The 13,704-nt window shown below is 52.8% G+C and carries 15 protein-coding genes; 5 read left to right on the top strand and 10 right to left on the bottom strand.

Going from position 1 to position 13,704, the window contains the following annotated elements; genetic code table 11:
• Window positions 1–11 precede the first annotated feature (11 nt).
• Window positions 12–377: an inner membrane protein YiaB gene (yiaB, locus tag OGX95_RS14605; protein ID WP_286629956.1), complete on the top strand. Its 366-nt coding sequence runs from the start codon at window positions 12–14 to the stop codon at window positions 375–377.
• Here the strand turns inward: yiaB and OGX95_RS14600 are convergent.
• The gene (locus OGX95_RS14600) at window positions 374–1,369 is read right to left on the bottom strand and encodes an acyltransferase (protein WP_286629955.1); all 996 of its coding nucleotides are present in this window, start codon (window positions 1,367–1,369) and stop codon (window positions 374–376) included. The two genes, yiaB and OGX95_RS14600, sit on opposite strands and share 4 nt — an antisense overlap.
• Before the next feature lie 170 nt (window positions 1,370–1,539).
• On the opposite strand from OGX95_RS14600, the gene OGX95_RS14595 reads away from it, so the two are divergent.
• The 3 genes from OGX95_RS14595 to glyS all read left to right on the top strand — a co-directional run bounded on the left by OGX95_RS14595 (window position 1,540) and on the right by glyS (window position 4,934).
• On the top strand, window positions 1,540–1,848 hold the full coding sequence (locus OGX95_RS14595) for a YsaB family lipoprotein (protein WP_271448740.1): 309 nt from the start codon (window positions 1,540–1,542) through the stop codon (window positions 1,846–1,848).
• Between the two features lie 95 nt (window positions 1,849–1,943).
• The gene (glyQ, locus tag OGX95_RS14590; RefSeq protein ID WP_001168551.1) at window positions 1,944–2,855 is read left to right on the top strand and encodes a glycine--tRNA ligase subunit alpha; all 912 of its coding nucleotides are present in this window, start codon (window positions 1,944–1,946) and stop codon (window positions 2,853–2,855) included.
• A gap of 9 nt (window positions 2,856–2,864) precedes the next feature.
• Window positions 2,865–4,934 carry a glycine--tRNA ligase subunit beta gene (gene glyS / locus OGX95_RS14585; protein ID WP_286629954.1) on the top strand — a complete coding sequence of 690 codons (2,070 nt, stop codon included), beginning with the start codon at window positions 2,865–2,867 and terminating at the stop codon, window positions 4,932–4,934.
• A gap of 66 nt (window positions 4,935–5,000) precedes the next feature.
• Here glyS and cueP read toward each other — a convergent pair whose 3' ends face one another.
• The 3 genes from cueP to OGX95_RS14570 all read right to left on the bottom strand — a co-directional run bounded on the left by cueP (window position 5,001) and on the right by OGX95_RS14570 (window position 6,508).
• Entirely contained in the window at window positions 5,001–5,540 is a 540-nt protein-coding gene (gene cueP, locus OGX95_RS14580) for a copper-binding periplasmic metallochaperone CueP (protein WP_286629953.1), read from the bottom strand.
• A 184-nt stretch (window positions 5,541–5,724) separates the two neighbouring features.
• Window positions 5,725–5,937, bottom strand: coding sequence for a transcription antiterminator/RNA stability regulator CspE (cspE, locus tag OGX95_RS14575; RefSeq protein WP_000014594.1), 213 nt, complete (start codon window positions 5,935–5,937; stop codon window positions 5,725–5,727).
• Between the two features lie 280 nt (window positions 5,938–6,217).
• Window positions 6,218–6,508 carry an HTH-type transcriptional regulator gene (locus OGX95_RS14570; protein WP_048213664.1) on the bottom strand — a complete coding sequence of 97 codons (291 nt, stop codon included), beginning with the start codon at window positions 6,506–6,508 and terminating at the stop codon, window positions 6,218–6,220.
• A gap of 380 nt (window positions 6,509–6,888) precedes the next feature.
• On the opposite strand from OGX95_RS14570, the gene OGX95_RS14565 reads away from it, so the two are divergent.
• On the top strand, window positions 6,889–7,599 hold the full coding sequence (locus tag OGX95_RS14565; protein ID WP_048213663.1) for a DUF3053 domain-containing protein: 711 nt from the start codon (window positions 6,889–6,891) through the stop codon (window positions 7,597–7,599).
• Between the two features lie 60 nt (window positions 7,600–7,659).
• On the opposite strand, the gene ghrB is transcribed toward OGX95_RS14565, so the two are convergent.
• The 6 genes from ghrB to OGX95_RS14535 form a co-directional block, all read right to left on the bottom strand.
• Window positions 7,660–8,634, bottom strand: a complete 975-nt coding sequence (gene ghrB, locus OGX95_RS14560; protein ID WP_286629952.1) for a glyoxylate/hydroxypyruvate reductase GhrB — start codon at window positions 8,632–8,634, stop codon at window positions 7,660–7,662.
• Window positions 8,635–8,656: 22 nt separating this feature from the next.
• Complete coding sequence (locus tag OGX95_RS14555) at window positions 8,657–9,937, bottom strand: MFS transporter (protein WP_040231622.1); 1,281 nt, start codon at window positions 9,935–9,937, stop codon at window positions 8,657–8,659.
• A gap of 63 nt (window positions 9,938–10,000) precedes the next feature.
• Window positions 10,001–10,939 carry a sugar kinase gene (locus OGX95_RS14550; protein WP_286629951.1) on the bottom strand — a complete coding sequence of 313 codons (939 nt, stop codon included), beginning with the start codon at window positions 10,937–10,939 and terminating at the stop codon, window positions 10,001–10,003.
• Window positions 10,940–10,942: 3 nt separating this feature from the next.
• The gene (locus OGX95_RS14545; protein ID WP_286629950.1) at window positions 10,943–11,692 is read right to left on the bottom strand and encodes a sugar phosphate isomerase/epimerase family protein; all 750 of its coding nucleotides are present in this window, start codon (window positions 11,690–11,692) and stop codon (window positions 10,943–10,945) included.
• 100 nt (window positions 11,693–11,792) lie between these two features.
• Window positions 11,793–12,809, bottom strand: a complete 1,017-nt coding sequence (locus OGX95_RS14540) for a LacI family DNA-binding transcriptional regulator (RefSeq protein ID WP_286629949.1) — start codon at window positions 12,807–12,809, stop codon at window positions 11,793–11,795.
• Between the two features lie 173 nt (window positions 12,810–12,982).
• The gene (locus OGX95_RS14535) at window positions 12,983–13,645 is read right to left on the bottom strand and encodes an OmpA family lipoprotein (protein WP_003827397.1); all 663 of its coding nucleotides are present in this window, start codon (window positions 13,643–13,645) and stop codon (window positions 12,983–12,985) included.
• Between the last annotated feature and the right edge of the window lie 59 nt (window positions 13,646–13,704).

Genomic DNA, 13,704 nt, shown 5'->3' with positions numbered 1-13,704 from the left:
AGGAGATCCCAATGAAGACGACGCGGCTATTGCCATGGCTATTGTTTCTTTCCGGCGCACTCATTTACTGCACAGGCCTGGGGTGGTCATGCCCCTTACTCAGCGGAAAAGGTTACTTTTTAGGTGTTCTGATGACCGGATTGTTCGTGATGTACGCTTACCAGCGAGCTGAAAACCGTAATCAGAGTGATGAGCGCTTTGCTTCTGTGTGTCAGATGGTCGCGCTCATAACGGTCGGGTTACTGCTCGTGGGGGTGTGGAATGCCCCGTTAGCCCCCCTCGAAATGGGGCTGTACCCGGCAGCGTTCTGTGTGTGTATATCAGGGCTGATTTTGCTGATGTGCCCAACGGAAGAGGCACATTCTGATAAACTCTAACTTACCAGTCTGCGCGTATCGATGCGCTGTAGCAGCATGGAAAGCAGCAGGCTGCCTGCCAGCGCAACGCTAAAAATCCACAGCATATCCAGCAGAGGCCAGTTCTTAAATTCGATGCCATTCGTGCGCAGTGCATGAATGATCAGCGCGTGGAAACCGTAAATACCTAACGAGTGACGGGAAATAAGCCCCAGTATGGGCAGTGTGCGTGTGCTGAGCGTGTTTTTGACCAGCGTCAGGAGCGATGCAGCAAAGATAAATACTGCCGGGCCACAATAGAGATACCAGGTATCGGCAAAATTACCTCGCCACTGGAGCTCATGCAGCGTCCCGCGGGAAATCACAAACACGGCGACGATACACAACGCTGCGCAGAGCCCGGTGAGTGAGCGCTTTTGTGTCTCCATCATGCCAATTGCCCGGCCCAGCATGCCGTACAGAATGTAGTAGAACGTATCGCCACTGATGTACAGGTTGATGGGTAGCCACTCAAAGCCGCCCAATTTTTGCGATACGGTATTGGGATTGGCAATAACGCCAATCACGACCATCAATGCCAGCAGCATTTTTCCGCTGACATTTTTCACCTGAATCAATGGGGATACCAGGTAGATAACGGTAATAGCGAAGAAAAACCACAGGTGGTAGAACACCGGTTTTTGCAGCAGGTTTTTCAACGATAGCTCAGCGTTGATCGAGGTGAACAGCAGGATGTAGGCCAGTGCCACGGTGCTGTAAAACAGAATGCACAACGCAATGCGGATGAAATGTCGCGGTCTGGCGCTGCGTTCGCCAAAAAAGAGATAGCCCGAGATCATAAAAAACAGCGGGACGCTAACGCGAGAAGCTGAATTTAGCACATTGGCAAGATCCCAGGTTACCGGGCTGACGCTTTGCGCATTGGTGATGTACCAGGTCGTGGTGTGAATCATCACAACCATTAAACAGGCTATCCCGCGTAAGTTATCAATCCAGAAAATCTTGGGCTGCATCAGTTCCTCTGTTTTCATTAAAAAAGTCTGACCGGTATTTGCGAACGTCGCTCACTGGATTAATCCGAGTTATTACGCTAAAGCTTGTGAGGGTCTGGGGAGATTCTCACAATAGGATCTGTTTCCCGACACTAATAATAAGACTGACCAGCAAACCAGGCGGTAATAAAATGATGATGAAGTATTTCTTTCCAGCAATCCTCACGCTGCTGCTGGCGGGGTGTGCCGATCCACAATCGTCAGCACCCGTGCAGAAAGCGCAAAAGGTCAAAATTACTGCCACGCGTTCGCTGGATATGGAGTCATTGTGCAAAAGTGAAGCATCGGAGCTTTATAATACGGGTGCCCAGAAAATTGCTATCACCGGTCTTGAGCAATTCCAGGGTAGCTATGAGATGCGCGGTTCTACCTTCCGTAAAGAGAGTTTTGTCTGCTCATTTGACGCAGACGGGCAGTTTTTGCACCTTTCCATGCGCTAAGTTCCCCCTTTTTCCCGTTTCGTACTGTATATCTTGCAGCCAGCGGGTATACTGATCGCTTCCTTTAAATCCACACGTATCCAGCACGAAATAATATGCAAAAGTTTGATACCAGGACCTTCCAGGGCTTGATCCTGACCTTACAGGATTACTGGGCTCGCCAGGGCTGTACCATCGTTCAACCATTGGACATGGAAGTCGGCGCGGGAACATCTCACCCAATGACCTGCCTGCGTGCACTGGGGCCGGAACCGATGGCGACTGCTTATGTGCAGCCTTCTCGTCGTCCGACCGACGGGCGCTATGGCGAAAACCCGAACCGCTTACAGCACTACTATCAGTTTCAGGTAGTGATTAAGCCGTCACCGGATAATATTCAGGAATTGTACCTGGGTTCTCTGAAAGAGCTGGGTATGGACCCGACCATTCACGATATCCGTTTCGTGGAAGATAACTGGGAGAACCCGACGCTGGGTGCCTGGGGTCTCGGTTGGGAAGTGTGGCTGAACGGCATGGAAGTCACGCAGTTCACCTACTTCCAGCAGGTTGGTGGTCTGGAATGTAAGCCAGTTACCGGGGAAATCACCTACGGTCTGGAACGTCTGGCGATGTACATTCAGGGCGTAGACAGCGTTTATGACCTGGTCTGGAGCGACGGTCCGCTGGGCAAAACAACCTACGGCGACGTGTTCCATCAGAACGAAGTGGAGCAATCCACGTACAACTTTGAATACGCCGATGTGGACTTCCTGTTCACCTGCTTCGAGCAGTACGAGAAAGAAGCCCAGCAGCTGCTGGCGCTGGAAAACCCGCTGCCACTGCCTGCGTATGAACGTATTCTGAAAGCCGCCCATAGCTTCAACCTGCTGGATGCGCGTAAAGCCATCTCCGTCACCGAGCGCCAGCGCTATATCCTGCGCATTCGCACGCTGACCAAAGCAGTGGCAGAAGCTTACTACGCTTCCCGTGAGGCCCTTGGCTTCCCGATGTGCAACAAAGACAAATAAGAGGCGGCCATGTCTGAGAAAACTTTTCTGGTGGAAATCGGCACTGAAGAGCTGCCACCAAAAGCACTGCGCAGCCTGGCTGAGTCCTTTGCTGCGAACTTCACCGCGGAGCTGGATAATGCTGGCCTCGCGCACGGCAATGTTGAGTGGTTTGCTGCTCCGCGTCGTCTGGCGCTGAAAGTCGCTGCTCTGGCGGAATCTCAACCCGATCGTGAAGTTGAGAAGCGCGGACCGGCAATTGCCCAGGCGTTTGATGCTAGCGGTCACCCGAGCAAAGCGGCAGAAGGTTGGGCACGTGGTTGTGGTATCACCGTTGATCAGGCTGAACGTCTGACCACTGATAAAGGTGAGTGGCTGCTGTACCGTGCGCACGTGAAAGGCGAAAGCGCAGAAACGCTGCTGCCGAACATGATTGCGACTTCGCTGGCGAAGCTGCCGATCCCGAAACTGATGCGTTGGGGGGCGTCTGACGTCCATTTCGTGCGTCCGGTTCACACTGTGACTCTGCTGTTGGGCGACAAAGTGATTCCGGCAACGATTCTGGGGATTCAGTCCGATCGGGTGATCCGTGGCCATCGCTTTATGGGCGAGCCTGAATTCACTATTGATACTGCCGATCAGTACCCAGAAATCCTGCGCCAGCGTGGCAAAGTGATCGCGGATTACGCTGAGCGTAAAGCCAAAATCAAAGCCGATGCTGAAGAGGCTGCACGTAAGATCGGCGGTAACGCTGACTTAAGCGAAAGCTTGCTGGAAGAAGTCACCTCGCTGGTGGAATGGCCGGTGGTGCTGACCGCTAAATTCGAAGAGAAATTCCTCGCTGTACCGTCTGAAGCACTGGTTTACACCATGAAGGGTGACCAGAAATACTTCCCGGTGTATGCCAACGACGGCAAACTGCTGCCGAACTTTATCTTCGTTGCCAACATCGAATCGAAAGATCCGCAGCAAATTATCTCTGGTAACGAGAAAGTCGTGCGTCCGCGTCTGGCGGATGCCGAGTTCTTCTTCAATACTGACCGCAAAAAACGTCTGGAAGACAATCTGCCGCGCCTGCAAACCGTGCTGTTCCAACAACAGCTGGGTACGCTGCGTGACAAGACTGACCGTATTCAGGCGCTGGCGGGTTGGATTGCCGAACAGATTGGTGCTGATGTTAACCATGCAACGCGTGCTGGCCTGCTGTCCAAGTGCGACCTGATGACCAACATGGTCTTCGAGTTCACTGACACTCAGGGCGTAATGGGCATGCACTACGCGCGTCATGATGGCGAAGCGGAAGATGTGGCCGTTGCGTTGAACGAGCAGTATCAGCCGCGCTTCGCCGGTGATGACCTGCCGTCTAACCCGGTTGCCTGTGCGGTTGCGATTGCCGATAAGATGGACACCCTGGCGGGTATCTTCGGTATCGGTCAGCATCCGAAAGGTGACAAAGACCCGTTTGCACTGCGTCGTGCCGCGCTGGGTGTGCTGCGTATCATCGTTGAGAAAAACCTGAATCTGGATCTGCAAACGCTGACGGAAGAAGCGGTACGTCTGTATGGCGACAAGCTGACCAACGCCAACGTGGTGGATGACGTTATCGACTTCATGCTGGGACGCTTCCGCGCCTGGTATCAGGATGAAGGCTATACCGTAGATACCATTCAGGCCGTGCTGGCGCGTCGTCCGACTCGTCCGGCTGATTTCGACGCGCGTATGAAGGCAGTCTCGCACTTCCGTACACTGGAAGCCGCTTCTGCACTGGCTGCCGCGAACAAGCGTGTATCGAATATTCTGGCGAAGTCCGAAGAAACGCTGAATGAGCGTGTCAATGCGGCAACGCTGAAAGAGCCAGAAGAAATTGCGCTGGCGATGCAGGTGGTTGTGCTGCGTGACAAGCTGGAGCCTGTCTTTGCCGCGGGGAACTATCAGGAAGCGCTGGTTGAATTAGCTGAGCTGCGTGCGCCGGTCGATGCGTTCTTCGAGAAAGTGATGGTGAACGTAGAGGATAAAGACCTGCGTATTAACCGTCTTTCTATGCTCGAAAAACTGCGCGAGCTGTTCCTGCGCGTTGCGGATATTTCGCTGCTGCAGTAACGGTTCTGAGCTGACTTAGAAAATGCCGGATGGCGGCTCCGCCTTATCCGGCATTTTTTTATGCTGTCAGCGCAGTTGTAATTTTGTCAGGCAGGTCTGGCTATCTTCCATCGTCTTAATGGGATACTTTGCTGTTTTACCGTTGTAGCTTACCGCGATGGTGCCTGTCATATTGCGCGGTAGCCAAACCCCGACGAAGCCATTTTGACCACTTTTCATCTCTTTTTGTACAACCACATCCCCTTTGCTATCCGTCACTTTGACGTTGAATTTTTTCCCAGGCATTTCTCCCTGACAACCGGAAAGGCTGTGGTTGAAGCAAGGGTGCGTTTGCCACTCATAGGGGGCAAACGACAGATAAAACTTATCGCCGAGCGGCATCGTATACACCTGGTCGCCCGAAGACAGTTTCAGCGCGGTACTGGTGACAGAGGCTGAGTAAGGCAGCGGGCGGCTCTGAGGTGATTGGTCAATGGTCTCGACTATTTGCTCGACGGATTTCCCGCTGAGTCCGTGTTCAGCCAGAAAATTGGCTTCCGGTGTTGCCGCGAAGGCGGTACCGGTTGTGAGCAAACTTAAAAATAACAGCCGTGAGGATTTCGACATAGCTTCAATTCCTTGTGAAAATTGTGGAATATAAACTCGCTCACTATAAAGCTTGCCCTTAGGGAAAGGTCAAAGGTGTGATGGGTAAAGTAATGCAAAGACGCGTTCGGGGGAGGGGCGTGGAGAACAAATAAAAAAAATCCCCGCCGTTTGGCAGGGATCCTGAATTCTGAGCTTTTTAAGCTTACAGGCTGGTTACGTTACCAGCTGCCGGGCCTTTAGCGCCGCTTTCGATGGTGAAGGAAACTTTCTGACCTTCGTCCAGGGATTTGTAGCCATCGTTCTGGATAGCAGAGAAGTGTACGAACACGTCTTTAGAGCCATCGTCAGGAGTGATGAAGCCGAAGCCTTTGTCAGCGTTGAACCATTTTACGATACCAGTCATTTTACCGGACATAGTGTATTACCTTTTAAAAAATAAGTGTGCCTTTCGGCGATATGGCGTGCTTTACAGATTTTTTAACAGTAAAGGAAATGCTCACTACGAAGGGTATCAACGATAACTCTTGAAGGGACTTGCCTTACTAAACTGCTGTAATGGTCTGTACGTCAAACCGTTGAGCGCATTAACTCATTTTACGCAGATGGATGCAACTACTATTTTCTTTTTTGTGGATATCAGTAGTGGAGGAACGGCCCTTCTGCAGGACCGCTCTTATATCAAACTTGAAAATAACCTAATCCATCAACTGCTTACTTAATCGTGGGTCTGCCTGAATCAGGCGCATCAACTTCAATTCGGTACTGGATGGCTTCACCCGTTTAGACTCCCATTCATGAACCATCGCAACCGTCACGCCCATCACCCGGGCGAAATCATCTGTTTTTAAACCTGTCCCTCGTCGTAGTTGTTCAAATTCAGCGAAAGGGTTGGTTTTTTGCGTCTGAGTAACTGTCTGCGATACATCTTTAAAAACAATCTGCTCCAGACTGCTTAGCAGTTCAAACATAGGATCTTTGTATTCCATTGAGAACTCCTATAAATCACACAGCGGGATCGTGAATTTCATCGAAGCTCATTAAGCGTAGTCGGAAAAAATGAAGACGAATTTAAGGTATGCGTTGTGGATTCGTTTCAGCGAATCGCGGGTGACAACCTTTAGTTGGCTAACGAACTGATAAAGGTCGGGATCTCCGATCGAACAATTCCAATTGTAAAGATGACTAAAATAGAGCGCCGCTATGTGAATGGAGCATTGTTGAGCAAAACACAGGGCGGCGGAAACCGTTATTTTCCCCAACAAGATTACGCGGAAAGGGTATCTTGCGGGGCTGACCTGGACTATCCTTGTCAACGTCAGGCACGCGGGTGTCGTTGTGCGCATTTTTGGGTGAAAGGAGTATTAAAATGGCGACAGGTAAGTCCTGCTCTCGCTGGTTTGCGCCTGTTTTGGCGCTCTTAATGGTAGTTGGCCTGAGTGGGTGTTTTGATAAAGAAGGCGATCAACGCAAAGCGTTTATCGATTTTCTGCAGAATACTGCAATGCGTAGCGGAGAGCGTTTACCGACGCTTACTGCCGATCAGAAAAAACAGTTTGGCCCGTTTGTGTCCGATTACGCGATTCTTTATGGCTATTCACAGCAGGTTAATCAGGCAATGGACTCCGGTCTGCGCCCGGTGGTTGATAGCGTAAACGCAATCCGTGTTCCTCAGGATTATATGACTCAGCGTGAACCGCTGCGTCAGGCAAATGGCGCGCTGGGCGTGTTAGGACAACAGTTGCAGAATGCGAAGCTACAGGCAGATGCTGCCCATGGCGCGCTGAAGCAGGGTGATGACCTGAAACCTGTCTTTGATCAGGTTTACAGCAAAGTCGTGACCGCACCGGCAGAGGCGTTACAGCCGCTGATCCCAGCCGCGCAAGTTTTCACGCAGCAGTTGGTGCAGGTAGGCGATTTTATCGCGCAGCAGGATACGCAGGTGAGCTTTGTTGCGAACGGCATCCAGTTCCCAACCTCACAACAGGCTAGTCAGTACAATACGCTGATTGGCCCACTGGCGGCTCAGCATCAGGCATTTAATCAGGCATGGACTGCTGCGGTGAATGCCGCGCAGTAATAGTCGTACGGTAAGACACATTAAAGGCCGGGTGAGCACAATGCTACCCGGCCTTTTGTGTTATTTGGCCACTTGCGGATTCACGCAGTTCTTCTCAACGTTTCCCTGCAGTGCGTCAATTAAGTTATCCACAGCACAAGCCGCCATGTTATAGCGTGTTTCATGCGTGGCAGAACCAATATGCGGTAACGCCACCACATTCGGCAGTGACAGCAGCGGTGAGTCTGACGGCAACGGCTCTTGTTCAAACACATCCAGGCCCGCGGCATGAATCTCCCCGCTTTGCAGAGCGGCGATCAGTGCGTTTTCATCCACCACCGGGCCACGCCCGGCGTTAATGAAAATGGCAGAAGACTTCATTTTGGCAAACTGTTCGGTACTGAACAGATGGTGGGTTTCGTCTGTTAACGGCAGAATCAGGCAAACAAAGTCCGATTCCTGCAACAGTGTATCCAGATCGCAGTAGCGCGCGTTGAAACGTTCTTCCGCTTCCTGATGGTGACGACGTGCATTGTAGAGAATCGGCATGCTAAAGCCGAAATGCGCGCGTTGTGCCAGCGCCAGCCCAATGCGTCCCATGCCGACAATGCCCAACGTCTTATGGTGAACATCGGTACCAAACCAGTCGGCCCCGATGCTTTTTGTCCATTCGCCTGCCTTCACGCGTTCAGCGACGTCCACCACGCGTCGCGCCGTACTTAACACCAGCGCCATTACCGTGTCCGCCACTGTTTCTGTCAGCACCGTTGGCGTGTGCATCAGCAGCACCTTACGTGCGTTTAAGGCCTCAACATCGAAATTGTCATAGCCTACGGAAATGGTGGAGGTCGCACGCAGTTTGGGCATTTTCTCCAGCAGGGCGGTATTGACGGCTTCACTGGAGCCCAGCAGGCCTTCCGCGCTGGCAAAGGCTACGGCGTGCTGTGCTACGGTTTCCGAACGCAGGTTAGGCACCTGAGTGACAGTAAAATGCTCTTCCAGGCGATGCAGTAAATCGTCAGGTAACGCTTTATAGAGAATAATGGACGGCTTCATGCGAATCTCCGTAAGTTAAAATTTAAGCGTGGCGTGCGCCAATAGGTAGCTGTTGATTATTAGCAGGCTTAACGATCAAAGTTAGCCATACTGAGACAAAAAGCGCTACCCCCATAAAAATGTATGAGGCGGACGGGCTGCCGGTGGTGCCATTGAGGTAGCCGACAAACCAGGAACCAAAGAATGAGCCTAATGCGCCCATGCTGTTGATCAATGCCATTGCTCCCCCGGCGACGTTGCGCGGCAACATCTCAGGAATAATGGCGAAGAAGGGGCCATAAGGGGCGTACATGGCCGCGCCGGCGATAACCAGCAGTGTGTAAGAAATCCAGAAGTGGTCTGCGCCAACGGCCCAGGAGCCAATAAAGGCGAAAGCGGCAATCAGCAGCAGTGGCCAGACAAACAGCTTACGGTTTTGCAGTTTATCGGAAGCCCATGAAACCAGGATCATCGCAGCCGTTGCGGCCAGATACGGAACGGACGAAAGCCAACCGACCTCTACCATACCCAGGTTGGCACCGCCGCTGCGGATAATTGACGGCAACCACAGGACAAAACCGTAGACGCCAATACTCCAGGCAAAGTACTGCATGCACAGCAGAATAACGTTACGTGAACGGAACGCTTCGCCGTAGTTACGCACGGCTTTGATACCCTGCTGTTCTTTTTCTAACTGGGCCTGCAGCGCGGCTTTTTCGGATTCTGACAACCAGCCTACCTGCGACGGTTTATCTTTTACCAGAACCCACCAGCAGAACGCCCAGATGATGGCCGGAAAACCTTCAATGATGAACATTTCACGCCAGCCCAGCGCCTGAATCAGGTATCCGGACACGACGGACATCCACAGGACGGTGACGGGGTTACCGAGGATCAGGAAGGTATTAGCACGCGAACGCTCGGACTTCGTAAACCAGTTACTGATATAAATCAGCATTGCGGGCATGACCGCGGCTTCAACGACGCCAAGAATAAAGCGAATGGCGGCGAGCATAGGGATGTTGCTGACCATCCCGGTCAGTGACGCGCAGGCGCCCCATAGAATCAGGCAGATAAAAATCAGTTTACGTACGCTGCGGCGTTCGGCGTAGATTGCTCCTGGGATCTGGAAGAAGAAATAGCCGAGAAAAAACAGAGCCCCCAGCAGAGAGGAGATCCCTTTGGTAATACCGAGGTCCTCGTTGATACCGGCTGCGGAAGCGAAGCTGAAGTTTGCGCGGTCGAGATACGCCAGGCTGTACGTGATAAACACGATTGGCATGATGTACCACCAGCGTTTTGCTGCATTGGTTGAGCTATTCATAGACTGCCCTCTGGTTATGCTGTTACGCCGCCTCTGTATGTAGGGTACAGAGTGGGCCGGGGTTTATTCCCCTAATTGTTCACGTGTGGGTAATCCTTCGCTGTCGCCCTGGACCTGAATGGCCAGAGCGCCAATTTTATTGCCCCGGGTCACTGCCTGATACAGCGTTCGGCCTTCCAGCAGTGCGCTGATAACGCCGACGGCAAAGCCATCACCTGCACCGACGGTATCGACCACGTTGTCGACTTTTACCGGCGCGACGCAGCCCTGCTCGCCGCTAGCTGCTTTGTACCAGGCCCCATCAGCCCCGGTTTTCACGATGACGGCCTTCACGCCATGACGCAGATAAAAGTCGGCAATGGCTTCTGGTGTCTGTTGTCCGGTTAAAATCATGCCCTCTTTTAACCCCGGCAGTACCCAGTCAGCCTGGAATGCCAGTCGGTTGAGTTTTTCCACCATCTCGCCTTCGCTTTTCCACAGTACCGGACGCAAATTTGGATCGAACGAAATGGTCCTGCCCAGGGCTTTCATGGTGCGGGCGGTGTGTGCCAGTAGTTCATATGAACTGGCAGACAGCGCAGCCGCAACGCCGCTCAGGTGCAGGTGGCGTGCGCTGGAGAAATACTCATCGTGATAATCCTCAACGCTGAGATGGCTGGCAGCAGAACCTTTGCGGAAATATTCCACTATGGGATCGGTTCCATTTTCGACTTTAGATTTAAGCTGAAAGCCGGTAGCGTAGCGCCCGTCCAGAGTGACTCCCTGCGCATCAATCCCTTCTTTCTCCAGCGACTTAATAATAAAACGGCCAAAACTGTCGTTACCCACGCGGCTTACCCAGCCTACGTTCAGACCCAGGCGAGCAAGGCCGGTTGCCACATTCAGTTCAGCGCCTGCAACGCGTTTAATAAACTGCTCCACGTCCGCCAAATCACCGGTTTGCGTGGCGACAAACATCGCCATCGCTTCACCAATGGTGACAACGTCCAGTGATTTTTTCATGTGTTACTCCTTGCGTAACAGAGCGACGTAGTGACGGGTAACCGCCGTTAAGTCTTGCCCTTCCAGGGGGAATTCAATGCCGCGCGGAACATCTGCGGGCAACGTGTCTAGCAACGCCAGCCAGCGTGGTTCTGCGTGATCAGGCGGCACTGCACGGTAACTGTCACGATGTGGTGTGGCGGCTTTCACATGGATATATCCAACGCTTGAGGCCAACTGCTGTGCAGCCTCTTCCGGAGAATCACCTACCCACAGCCAGTTACCCATATCGAAGGTCAGAGAAATGGGCAGGTTGAATGCCTGACAGGCATCGTTAAAGCGCTTCATTGGTTGCAGGCGTCCACAGGACGTTTGATCGTTTTCGACAACCAGTTCCATTCCGCTGTTGTCCAGCCATTCGCGCAACACGTCGAACTGTTCGCTATGGGCGAAATGGCCGAGGGAAACTTTTAACCACAGTGCTTGCAGGGCTTGCGCTTCCAGGAGTAGTTCCGGAAGGCGAGGATTAAGGTTTCCGTCTTCGGTGAACAGCGGTTCGGGGGCGGAGTAGCATGCCAGCAGGCCGAAAATTTCAATGGCAGAGGCCAGTGTTGGCAGTGTTTTTAGCTCAGCGTCGGTCAGCATCTCGCGGCGGATTTCAACCCCGTCAGCACCGGCTTCGGCAATGATGGGCAGCAGGGCCGTTTGCCCGCCTGCGGCGCGTACCTGGTCGTAACCGTAAGCGGCTGTGACCACCATAATTTTTCTTTTCATGGAAACTCCAAAACTAGCGTTCTTGCTATAACGCTAGATGGAACCGGTTCCAAAGAAAAGCTTGTGATGTTGAATTTATGATCACCATCACGAAGGAAATTTAGCGAGCGGTTGAGCCACGAACGATCAGTTCGCCGGAAAAAACCTGTTCCTGGATTGCGTCTGAGTCGCCATCGATTCGGCGTACTACCTGCTCGACGGCTGTGTAGCCAATCTGCCAGGTGGGTTGTTTTAGCGTGGTGATACCGACGCCAGCCAGCTCGGCCCATTCCAGCTCGTCAAACCCGAGCAGACCGATGTCGCTGCCCCAGTTGAGGCCAATACGCTTTAACGCACGGGCAACCTGCAACGTCAGGGCGCCATTGGCAGAGATAACGGCTTTGCGCATCCCACGATGCTGTTGGTGAAACTGACGCAGTGTGTCATCAAGTTGCGTATTGTCCGTTAGCGGGACTTCCGCATTTTGTGCGATGACACCAGGGTATTGTGCGAGCGTTGCGCGAAAGGCGCTCAGGCGCTCGCGGCGAGTATTCACCATCCCCAGCGGCTCGCTAAGGAACAGAATGGCTTCAAAACCTTGTTCAAGCAGGTGTTCGGTGGCGACGGTCGCGGCCTGGGTATTATCCAGCCCGACCATATCGCAGGCGAAATCCGGGATCTTACGGTCAATCAGTACCATTGGCAGTGCAGACTGTTGCAGACGGTTCAAACCTTCTTCACGCATCCCGACGGCATTCACCACGATCCCTTCGACCTGGTAGCTGCGCAGCAAGTCGAGATAATGCAGCTCCTGATCCACTTCGTTGTTAGTGTTACAGACCAGCGGGGTAAAACCTTTGTCACGGCAGGCGGCTTCAATACCGCTTAACACGTTGACGGAGTAGGGGTTGGTTATATCCGCGATAATCAGGCCAATCAGGCGGGTACGCCCATGCTTCAGGCCTCTGGCCATCAGGCTGGGACGGTAGTCGAGTTCGGCAATGGCTTTTTCAATGCGGGCTAACAGCGCGTCGGATAGCAGATGCTTTTCACCGTTGAGATAACGTGAAATGCTGGTCTTGCCGGTTTTTGCGGCCTTTGCTACATCGCTGATGGTTGCCCGTGTTGATTTGCTCATCGCTGATTTCCCTGGATTTAGTGTGAACACCTTAACGTGAAAATCAACGATGGCAAGTGCTTCATAACGTAGGCCGGGTAAGGCGAAGCCGCCATCCGGCGATGTGCCCGGCGGCGTGGTTGCTTACCGGGCCTACGGGATGGAGACGGTTTGTCTCCATTCGGCATAAAATGTTACTGAATCGGGCTTAGGGTGATCTCTACGCGACGGTTCTGCGCTTTACCTTCAGCTGTGCTGTTGCTGGCGATGGGGTTCGCCGGGCCCATACCCTGAGTGCGAATGCGGTTCGCTGCTACGCCCTGGGTAATCAATGCACTGGCGACGGAGTCGGCACGCTGCTGTGACAGACGCATGTTCAAATCCTGGCTGCCAGTGCTGTCGGTGAAGCCCAACACGTTCACGGCTGTTTTATTGTACTCTTTCAGTACCATTGCCACGCCGGTCAGCGTGTTTGCGCCTGCCGGTTTCAGGTTGGCGCTGCTGCTGTCGAAGGTGACATTGTTTGGCATGTTCAGAATGATGTTATCACCACTACGCGTCACGCTTACCCCTGTTCCCTGCATTTTCTCGCGCAGTTTTGCTTCCTGCACATCCATGTAATAACCGATACCGCCACCCACAGCCGCACCTGCCGCTGCACCAATCAGCGCGCCTTTGCCGCGATCTTTTTTCGAAGACGAGAGGGCGCCAATACCCGCACCAACCAGAGAACCGATACCCGCGCCGATGCCGGATTTCCCTGCTTCTCGCTCGCCGGTGTAAGGGTTTGTTGTGCAGCCAGATACCGCCAGGGCGCCGCTCACGATGGCAGCAATAACAAATACACGTTTCTTCATCTTAATTCCTTAATGACTTTTTTCTTCTTTACCACAGCGACCGTGGCGGTTGATTATGA

The sequence above is a fragment of the Citrobacter sp. Cu233 genome (assembly GCF_030332225.1).
GTDB lineage: Bacteria > Pseudomonadota > Gammaproteobacteria > Enterobacterales > Enterobacteriaceae > Citrobacter.
This window is presented reverse-complemented; position numbering and strand designations above follow the sequence as displayed.